Origin of the sequence: uncultured Streptococcus sp., from assembly GCF_963525625.1 — a bacterium.
GTDB lineage: Bacteria > Bacillota > Bacilli > Lactobacillales > Streptococcaceae > Streptococcus.
In genome coordinates, this window is the sequence record NZ_CAURLD010000006.1 from 22,594 (window position 1) to 40,066 (window position 17,473).

Sequence of the window (17,473 nt, forward strand, 5' to 3'; positions counted from 1 at the left end):
CATCTTATCTTACAAAAGTGTAAGATTGCACTTTAAAATGTAAGCTTAGGTTATGGCAGGGCGGTTGGTGTTGAGATAAAATAGACTTATCAATTAGGAGGCAGTTTATAAATGCTGCTAAAAGCAGGGCTTTGATAGGTGCCTGCTAGACAGAAAGGATTAAAGATGACATTATTAGACGTACAACACGTGAAAAAGATTTATAAAACCCGCTTTCAGGGCAGCCAAGTAGAGGCCTTGAAAGACATTCACTTTACGGTAGAAAAAGGCGAATATGTCGCCATCATGGGGGAGTCAGGTTCTGGGAAATCCACCTTGCTCAACATCTTAGCCATGCTGGACAAGCCGACTGAGGGTCGCGTCTTTCTCAACGGAACTGACACGGCAACCATCAAAAACAGCCAGGCTTCCAGCTTCCGCCGGGAGAAATTAGGCTTTGTCTTTCAGGACTTCAATCTGTTGGATACCCTGTCGGTCAAAGACAACATTCTCCTGCCACTGGTCCTCTCTCGCCGTCCCATTACTGAAATGATGCAAAAGCTGGTCACAACCTGCAATGAGCTGGGGATTAACAAGCTGCAAGAGAAGTTTCCTTATGAGATTTCCGGTGGTCAGAAGCAGCGGGTTGCAGTGGCTCGGGCCATCATCACAGACCCTGAGATTCTGCTGGCGGATGAGCCGACGGGAGCCTTGGATTCTAAGTCTTCGGCTGCGTTGCTGGATGTCTTTGACGACATCAATGCCCGCGGTCAGACCATTCTCATGGTGACCCACTCAACGGCAGCGGCTAGCCGCGCCAAGCGGGTGCTCTTTATCAAGGATGGGATTCTCTACAATCAAATCTTCCGTGGTGACAAGACCGAGCGGCAGATGTTCCAAGAGATTTCTGATACTCTGACAGTTATGGCAAGTGAGGTGGGCAATTATGTTCAAACTAACGAGTAAACTAGCTTTGTCAAACCTGGTTAAAAATCGCAGTTTGTATTATCCATTTGCTTTGGCGACGGTACTGGCAACAGCGATTTTGTATAGTTTTGTTTCACTGGCTCATAGCCCTAATATGGAGACCTCTTATGGCGGTTCGGCAGCTCGCATGACCTTGCAGTTTGGTATCCATGTCATTCAGATTGCCGTCCTCATCCTCATTACCTATGCTAATAGCTTTGTTATGAAGAACCGTTCGAGAGAGTTGGGAGTCTATAGTCTGCTGGGCATGGAGAAAAAGCATCTGCTAGTCATGACCTTCTTTGAACTCTGTGTCTTTTATCTGGCTACAGTTGGTCTGGGTATCTTGTCTGGCCTAGCTTTAGATAAGATGCTCTACGCAGTCCTTTTGAAATTGATGGGACTGCCGGCAGTTCTTGACTCGACCTTCCAATGGCAGAACGTCGGGATGACTCTAGCTAGTCTGGGTGTCGCTTTTGCGGTGATTTTGTTGCTCAACTCTACGCGCCTTCTACGCTATAGCTCTCTTAACCTAATGAAAGAAAAGAAAGCAGGTGAGAAGAAAGGACGCTTCCTTTTGCTGCAAACCTTGCTGGGTCTCCTGCTCATGGGTGTGGCTTATTATATGGCTTTGACCGTTACCAAGCCTGTCGCTGCTATCGGCAATTTCTTTATAGCCGTGATCATGGTTATCCTAGCAACCTATCTGCTTTTTAATGCAGGTTCAATTACACTATTGAAATTTCTAAAAAAGCGCAAAGGTTACTACTATAAAACGCAGAATTTCATTTCTGTTTCCAATCTCATCTCGCGGATGCGTAAAAATGCAGCAGGATTGGCAACTATCTCCATTCTATCTACCATGCTCTTAGTGACTCTGGTTGGTACAATCAATATCTATGTTGGAGGTCAGGATTATATTACAACCTTGCATCCAAAGGATTACAATGTCAGCGTCGTCTTGCCGAAATCGACCGATCAGAAGGAGGCTCTGTTGGACAAGGTTCAGCAAGTTGCTCAGGACACAGATCTGAAGAAGCCAAGCTATACTACCTATCTCTACCAATCAGCCTTCATTACGAAACTGGCTGGTAATGATGTGACAGTTCCAATGCAAAGAGAGCTAGAGTCGGATACAAGTATCTTGACCAAGTCTGCAGGCACGATTACGGTCATCAATCGTCAGGATTATGAAAAAATGACAGGGGAAAAGATAGACTTGGCAGACGATGAAACTCTTGTCTATGGAAAAAATATTTCTTTAAATAAGGACAAGCCTCTCCGAGTGAATGGAAAGGACTGGAAGATTAAGCAGCTTTTATCGTCGAATTTCACTCATGGGGAAATCCCTAATCCAAATGATGTGGCCATGGAACAGGGTCTCTATATGGTGGTCAATGATAGCAAAGAGGTTAATCTTGATGTGGATCATTACTACTACATTGGAGTTACTTCAGAGACTAAGGACAGTAAAAAGTTTATTGAGCAAGTCCAGCTGGGGTTGAGGGACTTTTTGGATCAGGAACAAGCTCAAGATGGTAGCTATGCAATGGCTAGTGACCGTTACAGCGCAGAAAAGAGCTATCAAGAACTTACTGGAACCTTGCTCTTCATCGGTGTCTTCCTTTCCGTTATCTTCCTCCTAGGGGCCGTTCTCGTGATTTACTATAAGCAAATCTCTGAAGGATATGAAGACCGAGATGGCTTTATCATTTTGCAAAAGGTTGGCTTAGATGAAAAGCAGACTAGAAGTACCATTCGCAAGCAGATCTTGACTGTTTTCTTCCTACCTCTCATCTTTGCTTTTCTACATGTAGCAGCGGTCTTTCATATGCTGCGCTTGATAGTTGCCCTATTGGGTGTGACCAATCTTCCTCTCTTAATTCAGACAACACTTGCAACTTGCGGAGTCTTCCTCCTGACCTATATTTTAGTTTTCTTACTGACTTCACGCAGTTACCGCAAGATTGTCGCCCGCTAATAAACTTCCCTGACCGAATGGTCGGGGATTTTTTGACGTCTGGATTTTCACCTCTCATCTCCCTCATTTTACCGCTTGTCCAAAAAGTTGAGATTTTTCAAAAAAGACTTGCTATCATAGTCTCAGAAGTTAAGAAAAGGAGAAAAGATCATGTTAGTAGAAACAAGAAATCTTAGCAAGATTTATGGCGATAAGGTGGCAGTTAATGATCTGAATATTCAGATTGAGAGAGGCAGTTTTACAGCTATTCTAGGCCCTAATGGCGCAGGAAAATCCACGACCATTCAGATGCTGATAGGTCTCTTGCGGCCGACTTCAGGGCAGATTTGCTATGCTGAAAAGCTTAGGCTGGGTGTGGTTTTCCAAAACAGTGTGTTGGACGCCCGGCTGACAGTTTTGGAAAATCTGACTATCAGAGCCAAGCAGTACAAGGAGATGCCGACAGGTAGAATCGAACGCTTGGTCTCTCAGCTGGGCTTGTCAGCCTTCACCAGCCAGCACTACGGGACACTTTCTGGCGGCCAAAAGCGTCGGGTGGACATTGCGCGAGCCCTGCTCAACAGTCCCGACCTGCTTTTTCTGGATGAGCCTACGACAGGCCTGGACATTCAGACTCGGGAGAGTATTTGGAGCCTACTCAAACAAATTCAGAAAGAAGAGCAGATGACCATTGTCTTGACAACCCACTATCTCAATGAAGCTGATGATGCAGATAAGATCTATATCGTAGATCATGGTCAGGTCATTGCCCAAGGCTCTGCAGACCAGATTAAGGAAAACTATGCCCGCAATGTCTTACGGATTTTAAGTCAAGATGCAGCAGGTTTAGAGAAAAGCTTGCCAAGAGGCTGCGCTTGGGAGCAAGTCAAGGAAGGGGAATTTATCCTCCACCCTAAAACGACTCAAGAAGCTCTGACCTTACTGGCTCAGGCTGGTCCCTATATTGAACAATTTGAATTCCAACCTGGAACCATGGACGATGCCTTTATGGCACTGACAGGAAGAGAGGTACGCTAATATGCTCGCTTTGATAAAACGTAATTTTTTACTTTATTTCCGCAACCGCAGTGGGGTAATTTTGTCCCTCTTCGGAGCCATTATTCCCTTTGTGCTTTATATCGTTTTTTTGAAAAATAATTACAAAGACCATTCCAGCCAGCTGATGGACTTGTGGCTGATTGGTGGTGTGTTGGCAGTTACAGGATTAACGACCACCCTAGCAGCTTTCTCTCGGCAGGTCGAAGATCGGGAGCGGAAGGTGACAGACGACCTCTTTATCACAGAATTGGGACCATGGGGCTTGCAGCTTAGTTATCTTGTCAGCTCTGTCATTATCGGCTTTTTGATGCAGGTCATTATGTTTGCCTTTATGCTCAGCTATTTTACGCTAGCGGATAACATTTCCTTTGAGTGGGGAATCCTTCCTTACCTGGTTCTTCTGATGCTCTTAAACAGCCTCTTGGCCACACTGATAAATGCTCTGATTGTTCAATGCTTCAAATCAGTGGATAGTTTAGGGAAATTGGCGACAGTAGTCGGAGCAACTTCTGGTTTTCTAGTGGGTACCTATATCCCCATTGGAACCTTGCCGAATATGGCGCAAAACCTGATGAAGCTTACGCCTTCTAACTACATGGCATCTCTTTTCAGACAGGTTCTCATGAAAGAAAGTCTAGCAGATACTTTTGCTAATAGCAGCCAGTCACAAGCAGCTTTTGAAAAAACAATGGGAATTCGCATTGAATGGCAGGAGCTCTTGACAAGGACAGAAACTTTCTATATAGTTGGAGTAGTTTTAGTTGCAACAGCGCTTATTTGGATAGTGCAAAATCTGATTGTCATCCGCCGGCTGAAACTACAATAGAATGTGAATAGGGAGCTTCCTCTTGCAAGCAAAATTTGAAACAGATCCGACCATTTCTTCCAAGGATCCGCTGGTTGTGGTCAAGGCAGACCAGTTAGCGGCAGAAGCCAAGTCCATCTTAGATTATTTAGAGCAGTACAAGGCTGGGCCAAGTGGTGTCCTGCCTATCAAGTCGGACGATAAGCTTATCTTGCTGAAGACTGAAGATATTATCCTAGCAGACATCAACCAGACAACTTTGATGATTTACAGCAGAGAAGGCATTTACCAGACGACAGAGACCTTGACTCGCTTTCAGCAGCGGATTAGCAGCTCGAACTTTATCCAGGTTTCCCGGCATGCTGTCATCAATATTGACCATCTGGAGTCTTTGTCTGACAGTTTTTCTGGCAATATGACTGCCAAGCTGACCAATCAAATCAAGACCGAAGTCAGCCGTCGTTATGTCAAACTCTTGATGGAATATCTGGGAATCTAGGAGGTAAGTGATGAGTATAAAAAAATGTCTACACGCTATATTAATGGGCATCCAGACAGGGAGTGCAGTCTATCTGATTGCCCTTGCTTTCTCTATTCAAAAACATCCGCCCACAACTAGTAATATCATCAGTGTCATGGTGATGAGCGGTTTGATTGGAATCATCACTTCAATGTTAAAAACTCTTGAAGACCGATTCTCTTTTTTAGTCTCGATGTTACTGCGCTTTGCTGCGGTCGCAGTCCTAGTATGCTGTTTCATGGTCTATAATAACTGGGGATTTTTAATTGCCAGCTGGCATTTTTGGCTAGATTTTATTCTGATTTATCTCTTTGTATGGCTCTTTCTTTACTTGGATACAAATCTTAAGACTAAGAAGATTAACAGTGCCTTGGCCAAGCGCAGAAGGGAAAAAGAAGGCAAGTAATCTACCGAAAAACGTTCTGACAAGCATATCATAAAAAAATGGAGCTGGGATTGTATCCTGCTCCTGTTTTTATATAAAAAACTCAAGCTGGAAAATCTAGCTTGAGTTTTATGTGCTATTACACTCCCAATCTGATATGAGGAAAGTGGTTGTAGAGATAGTCAAAGGTTGACTGGAGTTTGGTGTCTGTTGTTTTACCAATATTCTTAAAAGGCATTTGGTATTTCTTTTGATTGTTTCGAATAGCAACTAAGGTTGAGTTTCTGTTTGAAGCAACGAAGCCGCGATGCATGGTGAGAATGTGGTGGTAGAGATGGACGACCTGTTTGAGATCAATCGCCTTGAAACCTCGATAGTAGGTAATGAGATGGTCTTTATAAACAGCAATTTTCAGCACATCGTCGTGGAAAGAAGCTTGCTCCAGCAGGATATTGAGATTGTCCTTGGCCTCTGGATAGGCTGCGTAGATTTCTTCATAAGCAGCAATATTTTTCTTACGACCGATGATTGCAATGACGACAAAGACAACACAGAGTCCAAGCAAAAACAGAATGTAGAACATGAATGCAAGATTGTCAGATTCAAATTCAGTGATAGAGATATAGGAGCTGCTTGACATTACTGTGATGACTTCGGGATTGTCTGCTAGGAGACCGCGAACGAGGCTGCCATAATTAGAGATATATCCCTGATTTTTTTTAGGGGAGTTAGCATTAACGTAGGAGCCAACGATTCGGACAGGATTTTTTTCCAGCTCGCCTTTTTTCTCTTTTTCCAAGAGCTGGGCAATCTGCTTGTCCCCTTTTTTAGCCTGCAGACCAACATATCCGTCTTGGTAAGCAACCAGCCAAACTTGAGTATTATCTTCTACTTCAATCAGGGCCTCTGGGAAAATATATGACACTTCAGCATAGACTGCTGAATCTGATCCAGACTCGCTATTTCGGTCATAGGCAGTCTTGGTGTTGACTTTTTGGTATTGGATAAAGCCCATCACTGCAGCAACAACTAGAAAAATAAGAGAAATTACCAGTAGGGCGATGGTACCCTGGTTTCGTCTTTCCTTGAGCATAGCTCAACCTCCAAAATATAATCTAAAAAATAATTTGATTTGCAAACTATCTTTTTTGTATAGTATAACATAAATGCTTGACAAGTGGCAATATTGTGTTAAAATATGAATGAACATAAAAATAAATTCATTCACAAAAGAGGCGTGGAAATGGATAAAAAAAATGAGCTCCTGGCTGCGGCTAGAGAAGTCTTTGCAGAAAAAGGCTATAAGGCAGCTGGAATTTCTGATATTGCTAAGAGAAGCCAGATGGCTGTCGGATCTTTTTACAAGTATTATGAGTCTAAGGAAGCTATCTTCTTGGAGGTTTATGTAGCTGAAAATAGCCGTATACGTGAGGAAACCATGCGGCGCGTAGACTGGCAGGGCGAGCCCGAGGCAATTGTTGAACAGCTTTTTGCAGTTACTTTTGAATTGATTTCACCCAATAAAATTCTAGCTGAGTGGAACAAGCCAGGTATTTCTCAGATTCTGCACGATTACTATAATCAGGATTCTGGCCGAGCGTCCAATGCCTTTCATCAATTTCTGATTCAGACCTTCAGCCAGCGCTTGCAGGAAGAGGGTTTTTCGAAGGAGAAAATAGCTGAGATTATGAAGGTTTATGACTTGATTTACTACATAGATATGCATGTCACAGAGCAGGAATTTTCAGGCTACTTCGATAGTCTTGAGACTTTAGTGAAATATTTTGTTAAGGGGATTTTTTCCAAATAGAGGAAATTCCTTTTCTTAGAAGTAAAAATGAATGAATTTATAAAATTATTCATTCACACATAAAGGAGGTGATGTCTTATGTAGTGCGAATAGTAATGATAAGAAACGTGATTGGATAAGTATAAAGTGAATTATTTTTTAGAAGGTCTTGAATGAATGCTAGGAATTGTTCATTCAAAAACAGAAAGTGAGGAAAAGAATGAATAAGCAAGGAGGATTTGCCATGAGCGGATTGGCTATTTTTGGTATCTGTCTGGTGCTGATTGGTCTTTTGACCATTGGCTACGGCGGTGTGACAGTTGGTTTTAGTTTGAGTGTGGATTTTCAGTCATTTTTAGTCGGAGGTCTCATTGTGATCCTAATCGGAGCAGCTTTGATTCCGGGCTTGCCAGCAGTTGCTAAGCTGACGGTACTGGCTTTGACAACTTTAGCATTGCTGATGTACATTCACATGATGCCAGATTTGGAGTTCATGCTTATGCTCATCTCAGATGTTGTGGTTTTAGGCTTTGCGGCCTGGTTTGCTATTCTTTTTTTAAGAAAGTAGGTGATGAAGATGATTGTAGTTTATGATTCAAATACTGGTGTTGGTAAACGATTTGCAGAATCACTGGGCTATCGAACCCAGACCATCAAGGAGAAACTGGAAGAGCCCTGTATTCTCATTACTCGAAATGCTGGTGCTGGGAAAATTCCTTGGTCTACCAAACGCTTTATCAAGAAACATCCTGGGCTGATTAAAGGTTTTGTAAACAATGGTGACTCTGTTAAACACGGCCGGACTTTCTGCGGGGCGACTGCCTTGATTATTGAAAAATACGGGCTCCAGCATATCTGCGATATTGACCAAGGCGGTAGTCCAGAAGATGTCAAGACTGTGCAGGCATTTTTAGCGGAGTGCTAGTCTCATCAAGTTTCGCATAAATGGAGGACTCGTATGCCTAGGTTCAAGAAAATTGGGAACTTGTTTCTAGCTCTGATTTCTGTCTTTATCCTAACGGCCTGCGGGCATACACAGAAAGAGCCCGACACTTCAGATAAGACGGAAAGAAATTCTTCCAAACAAGAAGAAACAGATCAGAATCAGGTAGATGCAACTTCCAGTGCGTCACAGAAAGATTGACTTTTTTGTCAAAATAGAAGAGCGGAGTTTGTTCAATGATTTTTAGGTCATCTTTTGGCCTGTTTTGCGTATCAATAGGAGAGAGAAGGCTTAGCGTCTTCTTTCTCCTTTTTATGATAAAACCCTGTGAGCGTTCCTATAGTTTTTTAATAGTCAATATGGTACAATGAATTAGTATTGTCTTTCCAGTGTTTGTCAAAAAGGCAGAAAAACATGAAAAGAACGTGTTCGACTGGCTGGCCAATACGCTGTACTTTTAAACAAATTTTACTTGTGAGAAAGGAAGATTGAATGAATAAAAAACTGAGAGTATGGTTTCAGCTCATCATTCTCTGTCTAGGCGTGTTCCTGCCTTTCCTAGCCGGAACCCTTAAGGCTCAGGCGGCGGAACTCAATGATGTCATCACTGAGATGCACCTCACCACTAACTCTGGTGAGCAGCTGACCAATGGTGTGGATATCTGGCAGACCTTCCGCGTTTATGCTAAGTTTGCCCTGCCGGACAACCAAGCCCATGCGGGTGATACGACAGTGATTCATTTGCCGAACGAATTTACCTTTGGAAATTCCTCAGCTATTGAGCTCAAGGATGAAAACGGAGCCCTGGTGGCTAATGGAGTCCTGGATAGCAATGCCAAGACCATCACGCTGACATACACAGACTATGTGGAGCAGAAGTCCAGTGTCAGAGGCGAGTTTTTCTTCTATTCGCGGATTGACCACGAAGTTGTCACAGAGGAAAGGGATATTCCAGCTACTTTCACGGTAGGCAATAATAGAATTCCAGCTGGCAGCATTCACTATAATGGGCCGCCGAAAAAGTATGAGTCTCTGCTAGAAAAGAGTGCTTTTCAGTGGGATGCTGATGCTAAGAATGAAATCCGCTACAATGTAGCCATTAACCGTAATATGGGCAACTACAAAAATGTCTCTGTGACGGACAAGCTGGGTGATACAAACGCTAAGATTGTTCAAGATTCTGTGCGAGTGTATAAGGTTTCTTGGCGCTGGAATAATGGTGATTGGGCGCGTGATTCGACTGAAGACGTAACAGCAGATTTCCAGTCTAAGATGACCTTTGGCGCTGAAGGCGATAGCTTGACAATCAACTTCGGTGATGTAGAAGGTTTCGGCTACCTAGTTGAGTACAAGACGCTGGCCGACTATGATTTGGCTGATGGAGAAGTTGTAGGAAATAGGGCTACTATGAACTACAACAATACCGAGACAGTATCTGTCACCAACGAGTACTCTTATCAGATTGCTGGAGGAAAGTCCGAAGGCTATAATTTCAAGGTTAAGGTTCACAAGACAGATGAGTCTAATGCCTCTCTGAGCGGTGCAGTCTTTGAAGTGGTGCGGAAAGCGACCAATAAGGTGGTTGGCACAATCACGACAGATGCAGATGGGAATGCGGAAGTTGGTAATCTACTGCGCGACACTTATATCCTACGTGAAACGACTGCTCCAGCTGGTTATGACCGCCTGACAGAGGATATTACGATCAGTCCGACAGATTTTGGTAAGACTTTGAACGTAGGCAGTCCTACCTCTGGAGATTCTGGAGATAGCAGATTGGTTGCAGTCAATGTGGTCAATAAGCAAATTCAAACTCCAACGGATAAACAGGTAACGTTCAGCAAGGTCAATCTAGCTGGTGAAGAAATTGCCGGTGCACAGATTCAGATTTTCAAGGGACGGGAAAGCAAGGGCAGTCCTGTCGCATCTTGGACTTCAGAAGCTGACAAATCTAAAGAAATTAACCTAGAGCCAGGTGTTTACACCTTCCATGAGGAAGCGGCTCCGACAGGTTATCTGGCTGTGACTGATATTATCTTCCAAGTCAATGAAGATAGCACTGTAACAGTTCTAGATGCCAATAGCAATGCTGTAGAATATACAGATGGTAAGTTGTTCATTACTGACCAAGTGGCACCAGCTGAACCTGGTACGCCTGATAAAGTAGTTCAAGGCGGTATTAAACCAAATCAATCATCTGATTCTGATAAAGCAGCAGACGGTCAAGGAAAATCTAAAAAAGTTCTTCCTGCGACTGGCTCTGCTGAAAGCCTTGGACTAGTTCTTGCTGGTCTGGTAGTCCTGTCTCTTTTAGGACTTTACCGTAAGACTCGACTGAGCAAATAAACAAAGAGAGGGTAAGGCAGAATGCTTTATCTTCTTTTGTTTGCACATTTTTTGTCTAGTTTTTTTGCAGCTTACTGAGCAATTTCTTCCAGTTACTCATGCTGGGCAGCCACTTACGGAAAAACTCTTGTTTTTGTCTCAGAATCCTCTATAATAATTGGCAAATAGAAAAAGGAGACAGAAGATATGACAGATACAAAAATACAAGAGAAGCTGAAGCCAGGTTTGAAGTTAGCGGATTTTCAAAAAGATGGAGACATCTATCTGGCGCTGAATTCGGACTATGTCTCAGGGGACAATGCCAAGTATATGACCATGTACAATCGCTTGGCTCGCTGGTATGACTTTGGTGAAAAATGGATAGGGCCACTTCTCCATGGCAAGGCAATTGACAAGCTGAGAAAGGACCAGATGGCAGAAATAGAATGGAAGGATCATCTATCCGTCCTTTATGTCTCTATCGGGACGGGTCAAGACCTGCGCTACATTCCTGAGAATATTGACCTGAAAAGCCTAGACTTTGTCGGGGCAGATATTTCCATAGGCATGCTGAAAAAATGCCAGAAATCCTGCGCCAAGAAGACAAATCTGCAGCTCTTTCATGCTTGTGCAGAGGACCTGCCCTTTGCGGATAATAGCTTTGACATCGTCTATCATATCGGCGGAATTAATTTCTTTAGCGATAAGGCCAAGGCCATGCAGGAAATGCTGCGAGTGGCTAAGCCAGGAACTAAGATTATGATCTCAGACGAGACGGCAGACTATGTGGACCAGCAATATAAGAAGAACCACTTCAGCAAGGACTATTTTAAGGACGCTACCGTTGATTTGGGAGAAATTGAGGCCGCTATACCGGCCGGTGTCAAGGAGAAGGAGTTGAAACTCCTCTGGGATGGGAAATTTTATGTCCTGACGTTTAGGAAATAAATCAGAAGAACCGGACTTTGTTTCCGGTTTTTCTATTTTATTGAGGACATTGATTGTCAGACGCAATTGGCCCTAGCAATAGTGGTCTGATTTGCAAATGAACCATACAAATCGTCCACCTTTTCTAAATGACAAAAAGGTAAACAAATGTTAAAAAAATCTCCTTTTGTGTATAGCCATTTTTCTTATAGTATGATAAAATGTAGATGTAATGTATCTATAAATGTTCACTTTTTAGCAAGTGGGCACTGACAAGATGGGGAAGCTCAGTTAGTATACAATTACATTGTACATTTAAAACTGAATATTGTGAGAAAGGAAAATTGCATGAACAAAAGGATTAGAGCATTGCTCCACCTTATTATTCTTTGTTTAGGAGTCATTTTGCCATCAGTAGCTCCTCTTACTCAGGTGCAAGCAGCTGAGTTTGGTGATGTTATCACTGAGATGAGCCTGAAGAACTCTTCAGGTGGTGATTTGACGCAGGGAATTGATATTTGGGAAACTTTTCGAGTTTACGCAAAGTTTGTCTTGCCGGATAACCAAGTACATCAAGGAGATACGACAAAAATCACCTTGCCCTCTGAGTATGCTTTTGGGAACTCTTCAGCTATTGAACTTAAAGACAGCTCGGATAACGTAGTGGCAAATGGATTTTTGGATTCAACCAACAAGACCATTACTTTGACCTATACAAATTATGTTGAGCAAAAGTCTGGTGTCCAAGGAGAATTCTTCTTCTATGCACGAGTTGACCATGATGTTGTGAGACAAGAAGGTGACTTGAATGGTGGATTTACCGTAGGAGGTCGGATGTTGTATCCGGGAATCGTCCATTATAATGGACCACCCAAAAGATATGACTCAAAAATTGAGAAGAGCTCTTATCAGGCAGCAGAAGACGGTAAGAACGAGGTTCATTACAATATTGCGATTAACCGCAATATGGAGCATTATACCGGAGTAACGATAACTGATAAGATTACCTCGCCTAATTTTAAAATCATGAGAGACTCAATTCGGGTCTATAAAATTGCTTGGCGCTGGAATAATGGAGATTGGGTGCGGGATTCAACAGAAGACGTGACAGCTAATTTCCAATCAAAAATCACGGAGAATGCTGCTGGTGATGGATTCACGATTGACCTTGGTGACATGGATGGTTTCGGGTATTTGCTGGACTATAAGACAAAAGCAGATTACGATTTAGTTGATGGTGAGCGTGTTTCCAACAGTGCTACCATGACCTATAACGGTGGTCAAACAACGACATCAGCTGAAAATCGCTCTTACCAAATTGCAGGCGGTGTTGGAGAAGGCTATGTTTTCACTATTAAGCTTCATAAGGTTAATGAAAATGGTGAGAACTTGCAAGGTGCAGAATTTGAAGTTGTTCGTGATCGGAGCGGAGCAGTTGTCGGAAAATTAACCACAGATTCTAACGGGAATGCCAACTTGGGTGATTTGTTGCGCGATGATTATACCATCCGTGAAGTGACTCCTCCTACAGGATATGATAAATTAACTGAGGAAATTAAGATTGGTTCCCAGGATTTTGGAACAGACAAATCTGTATCACGCGAGATCGTCAATAAGAAGACTGTAACCGAGCAGGATGTAACTTTCAAAAAAGTAGATCCAAACGGGAAAGAAATTCCTGGTGCGCAACTGAAAATCTATAAAGGTGATCATGTTGATCAGGAAGAAGCTCCTGTTGCAGACTGGACTTCAGAAGAAAATACTTCTAAAGTAATTAAACTGTCTCCAGGAACCTATACACTGACTGAAGCTAACGCTCCTACTGGTTATCAATATGTAGAAGATATCACATTTACAGTAGGTGCTAATGGTACTGTTGCTCTTGTGAAAAAAGGAGCAGAAGATACTGTTCAGGCAGCGGGCTCAATTCTGACGATTACCGACAAGGAGGATAATAGTCCTAAAGCCATTACCTTTAGTAAGGTCAACCTAGGTGGTACTGAGATTGCTGGCGCTCAAATTAAGATTTTCAAAGGCAACAAAGCGCAGGGTCAAGCAGTAGAAAGCTGGACATCCGAAGCCAATCAGCCTAAAGAAATCAATTTGGAACCTGGTACTTACACCTTCCATGAGGAAGCAGCTCCAACTGGTTACCTGAAAGTAACCGACATCACTTTCCAGGTCAACTATGATGGAACAGTGGAAGTGACCAATGTCGGCGAGAAAGACTCCAAAGGTGAAAACAATAAGGTTGTGACTGACGGAGCAACCTTGAAGGTAACAGACAAGGATGACGACTCAGAACGAGATGTGACGATCAAGAAAGTAGATCCAAACGGGAAGGAAATTCCTGGTGCGAAATTGAAACTCTACAAAGGCAGTCAGATTCGTCCTGAAGCTAAGCCTCTTGCAGAGTGGACTTCCGAAGCCAACGCATCTAAGGTGGTTAAGTTAGCTCCAGGAACCTATTCTCTGAAAGAGAGCCTTGCTCCTGCTGGATTTGTAGCTGTAGAAGATATTAAATTCACAGTTCATTCTGATGGCACCATTACAGTTGATGCTAAAGGTGCAACAGATTCTGTTGAAGCAAATGGATTGGTTCTTACTGTAACCGATAAAGAGGACAATAGTCTTAAGGCTATTACTTTCAGTAAGGTCAACCTAGGTGGTGCTGAGATTGCTGGTGCTGAGATTAAGATCTACAAGGGCGAGAAAGCTGAAGGTACGGCCGTAGAAAGCTGGACTTCCGAGGCTAATCAGTCTAAGGACATCAACTTGGCACCTGGTACTTATACTTTCCATGAGGAAGCAGCTCCAACTGGTTACCTTAAAGTTACTGATATCACATTCCAAGTGAAAACTGACGGAACAGTGGAAGTGACCAATGTCGGCGAGAAAGACGCTAAGGGCGAATCTAACACCGTTGCGACAAATGGAGCAACAGTGACTATTACCGATAAGGACGATGATCTTCCACGTAAGGTGACTTTCAGTAAGGTCAACCTCGGCGGTACTGAGATTGCCGGTGCAGAGATTAAGATTTACAAGGGTGATAAAGCTGAAGGCCAAGCAGTAGAAAGCTGGACATCTGAAGCTGGTAAGTCTAAAGATATCAACTTGGCACCTGGTACTTACACCTTCCATGAGGAAGCCGCACCAACCGGTTACCTTAAAGTTACTGATATCATTTTCCAAGTCAAGCATGACGGCACAGTGGAAGTGACAAACGTTGGTGAGAAGGACGCTAAGGGTGAAACTAACACCGTTGCGACCAATGGTTCAACTGTTACAGTGACTGACAAGGATGATGATCTTGCACGTAAGGTAACCTTCAGTAAGATCAACTTAGGCGGTACTGAAATTGCTGGTGCTCAAATCAAGATTTACAAGGGTGATAAAGCTGAAGGCCAAGCAGTAGAAAGCTGGACCTCGGAAACTAATCAGTCTAAGGAAATCAATTTGGAGCCTGGTACTTACACCTTCCATGAGGAAGCCGCACCAACTGGTTACCTGAAAGTAACCGACATCACATTCCAAGTCAAACAAGACGGTACAGTGGAAGTGACAAATGTTGGTGAGAAGGACGCTAAGGGTGAAGAGAACAAGGTCGTAACAAACGGCTCAACTGTTACAGTGACTGATAAGGACGACGATCTTCTACGTAAGGTAACTTTCAGTAAGGTCAACCTCGGCGGTACTGAGATTGCAGGTGCTGAAATCAAGATCTACAAGGGCGAGAAAGCTGAAGGTACAGCAGTAGAAAGCTGGACATCTGAAGCTGGTAAGTCTAAAGAACTAAACTTGGCACCAGGTACTTACACCTTCCATGAGGAAGCAGCCCCAACTGGTTACCTCAAAGTAACCGACATCACATTCCAAGTCAAGCATGACGGCACAGTGGAAGTGACAAACGTTGGCGAGAAAGACGCTAAGGGCGAAGCTAACACCGTTGTGACCAGTGGTTCAACAGTATCTATTACCGATAAGGACGATGATCTCCCACGTAAGGTGACCTTCAGTAAGGTCAACCTCGGTGGTACTGAGATTGCCGGTGCAGAGATTAAGATCTATAAGGGCGACAAGGCAGAAGGCCAAGCAGTAGAAAGCTGGACATCCGAGGCTAATCAGCCTAAGGACATCAACTTGGCACCTGGTACTTATACTTTCCATGAGGAAGCAGCACCGACCGGCTACCTCAAAGTAACCGACATCACATTCCAAGTGAAAACTGACGGCACAGTAGAAGTGACAAATGTTGGTGAGAAGGACTCTAAAGGTGAAGAGAACAAGGTCGTAACAAACGGCTCAACTGTTACAGTGACCGATAAGGATGATGATCTTCCACGTAAGGTAACTTTCAGTAAGGTCAACCTTGGAGGTACAGAAATCGCCGGTGCTCAGATCAAGATCTACAAGGGCGATAAAGCTGAAGGCCAAGCAGTAGAAAGCTGGACATCTGAAGCTGGTAAGTCTAAAGAACTAAACTTGTCACCAGGTACTTACACCTTCCACGAGGAAGCAGCTCCAACAGGCTACCTCAAAGTAACAGACATTACTTTCCAAGTGAACCATGATGGTACAGTGAAAGTGACCAATGTCGGAGAGAAAGACTCTAAGGGTGAAGAAAACAAGGTTGTTACAAAAGGCTCAACTGTTACAGTAACCGATAAGGATGATGATCTACCACGTAAGATTACCTTCAGCAAGGTCAACCTCGGCGGTACTGAAATTGCCGGTGCTGAGATCAAGATCTACAAGGGCAACAAGGCAGAAGGCCAAGCAGTAGAAAGCTGGACATCTGAAGCTGGTAAGTCTAAAGAATTGAACTTGACTCCAGGTACTTACACCTTCCATGAGGAAGCGGCACCAACCGGCTACCTCAAAGTGACAGACATTACTTTCCAAGTAAAAACTGACGGAACAGTAGAAGTAACCAATGTCGGCGAGAAAGACTCTAAGGGTGAAGAGAACAAGGTCGTAACCAACGGCTCAACTGTTACAGTAACGGATAAGGACGATAATCTTCCACGTAAGGTAACCTTCAGTAAGGTCAACCTCGGCGGTACAGAAATTGCTGGTGCAGAGATTCAAATTTTCCAAGGCAAAGAGGCAACTGGCAATCCTGTAGCAAAATGGACTTCAGAAGCAAATACATCGCATGAGCTTGGATTAGCTCCTGGAGTATATACCTTCCATGAAGCTGCAGCCCCAACCGGTTACCTAGCTGTTACCGACATTGTGTTCCAAGTGAATCTCGATGGCACAGTAACAGTTGTAAATGCTGACGGAAATACAGTAGAATACAAGGATGGGACGTTAGTCGTAACTGACCAAACGAAACCGACTGGCCCAGACAAGGAACCGTCTAAAAAAACAGATGAACCAGATCCGAAAAAATCAAATCAAGATAAACCAATAGAAAAAGACCAAGATAAACCTGGAGATAAGGGGAAGACGAAGAAAATTCTACCTTTCACAGGTACAGAAATCAGCTTTACGCTACTTGCTATAGGCTTGATTATCATAGTTGGTTGTGGGGTTTATTTTGGGATTCGTTTCAAAAAATAAAACAGAAAACAAGTGTCAATGAACATTGACGCTTGTTTTTTTATGCGCTTGATGAAAGAAGCCGATAGGTATCGTTGAATTTTGGCCTATTGACGCAGTTTAAGGGCAATCGAAAACTATTTTTTTAAGTGACAAAAATGTAAGTTTAAAGGCTAAAATGAAAGGTTATCTTATGGCAGCTAGCCTGGGAATTCGCTATCCTATAAGTGTAAAGAAAAAGAAGATAATTATCTTCCAAACTAAAAAT

14 protein-coding genes are annotated in these 17,473 nt (G+C 43.2%); 13 read left to right on the top strand and 1 reads right to left on the bottom strand.

The genetic code is table 11. The features are described from left to right. Positions 1-165 precede the first annotated feature (165 nt). The 6 genes from RYK49_RS04655 (at position 166) to RYK49_RS04680 (ending at position 5,695) form a co-directional block, all read left to right on the top strand. Positions 166-945, top strand: a complete 780-nt coding sequence (locus tag RYK49_RS04655; RefSeq protein WP_002899832.1) for an ABC transporter ATP-binding protein — start codon at positions 166-168, stop codon at positions 943-945. Then, positions 926-2,926, top strand: coding sequence for an ABC transporter permease (locus tag RYK49_RS04660; protein WP_314830576.1), 2,001 nt, complete (start codon positions 926-928; stop codon positions 2,924-2,926). Before RYK49_RS04655 ends, RYK49_RS04660 begins: the two co-directional genes overlap by 20 nt. A 150-nt stretch (positions 2,927-3,076) precedes the next feature. Continuing rightward, on the top strand, positions 3,077-3,943 hold the full coding sequence (locus tag RYK49_RS04665) for an ABC transporter ATP-binding protein (RefSeq protein ID WP_314830575.1): 867 nt from the start codon (positions 3,077-3,079) through the stop codon (positions 3,941-3,943). Position 3,944: 1 nt separating this feature from the next. Further along, the gene (locus RYK49_RS04670; protein WP_314830574.1) at positions 3,945-4,790 is read left to right on the top strand and encodes an ABC transporter permease; all 846 of its coding nucleotides are present in this window, start codon (positions 3,945-3,947) and stop codon (positions 4,788-4,790) included. Between the two features lie 22 nt (positions 4,791-4,812). Beyond that, positions 4,813-5,268: a LytTR family DNA-binding domain-containing protein gene (locus RYK49_RS04675; RefSeq protein ID WP_004185919.1), complete on the top strand. Its 456-nt coding sequence runs from the start codon at positions 4,813-4,815 to the stop codon at positions 5,266-5,268. Between the two features lie 10 nt (positions 5,269-5,278). Further along, complete coding sequence (locus tag RYK49_RS04680) at positions 5,279-5,695, top strand: DUF3021 domain-containing protein (RefSeq protein WP_314830573.1); 417 nt, start codon at positions 5,279-5,281, stop codon at positions 5,693-5,695. 118 nt (positions 5,696-5,813) lie between these two features. Here the strand turns inward: RYK49_RS04680 and RYK49_RS04685 are convergent, their stop codons facing one another. Then, positions 5,814-6,767, bottom strand: coding sequence for a hypothetical protein (locus RYK49_RS04685; protein ID WP_314830572.1), 954 nt, complete (start codon positions 6,765-6,767; stop codon positions 5,814-5,816). Positions 6,768-6,872: 105 nt separating this feature from the next. On the opposite strand from RYK49_RS04685, the gene RYK49_RS04690 reads away from it, so the two are divergent. The 7 genes from RYK49_RS04690 to RYK49_RS04720 all read left to right on the top strand — a co-directional run bounded on the left by RYK49_RS04690 (position 6,873) and on the right by RYK49_RS04720 (position 17,226). Beyond that, positions 6,873-7,484 carry a TetR/AcrR family transcriptional regulator gene (locus RYK49_RS04690; RefSeq protein WP_314865034.1) on the top strand — a complete coding sequence of 204 codons (612 nt, stop codon included), beginning with the start codon at positions 6,873-6,875 and terminating at the stop codon, positions 7,482-7,484. Positions 7,485-7,683: 199 nt separating this feature from the next. After that, positions 7,684-8,031: a hypothetical protein gene (locus RYK49_RS04695; protein ID WP_002894781.1), complete on the top strand. Its 348-nt coding sequence runs from the start codon at positions 7,684-7,686 to the stop codon at positions 8,029-8,031. Next, the gene (locus tag RYK49_RS04700; protein WP_314865036.1) at positions 8,032-8,388 is read left to right on the top strand and encodes a class Ib ribonucleoside-diphosphate reductase assembly flavoprotein NrdI; all 357 of its coding nucleotides are present in this window, start codon (positions 8,032-8,034) and stop codon (positions 8,386-8,388) included. 33 nt (positions 8,389-8,421) lie between these two features. Next, entirely contained in the window at positions 8,422-8,607 is a 186-nt protein-coding gene (locus RYK49_RS04705) for a hypothetical protein (protein WP_314865037.1), read from the top strand. 291 nt (positions 8,608-8,898) lie between these two features. Beyond that, complete coding sequence (locus tag RYK49_RS04710; protein WP_314865039.1) at positions 8,899-10,752, top strand: SpaA isopeptide-forming pilin-related protein; 1,854 nt, start codon at positions 8,899-8,901, stop codon at positions 10,750-10,752. 186 nt (positions 10,753-10,938) lie between these two features. Beyond that, positions 10,939-11,679 carry a class I SAM-dependent methyltransferase gene (locus RYK49_RS04715; RefSeq protein WP_314830566.1) on the top strand — a complete coding sequence of 247 codons (741 nt, stop codon included), beginning with the start codon at positions 10,939-10,941 and terminating at the stop codon, positions 11,677-11,679. Between the two features lie 327 nt (positions 11,680-12,006). Continuing rightward, the gene (locus tag RYK49_RS04720) at positions 12,007-17,226 is read left to right on the top strand and encodes a SpaA isopeptide-forming pilin-related protein (protein ID WP_314830565.1); all 5,220 of its coding nucleotides are present in this window, start codon (positions 12,007-12,009) and stop codon (positions 17,224-17,226) included. Positions 17,227-17,473 lie beyond the last annotated feature (247 nt).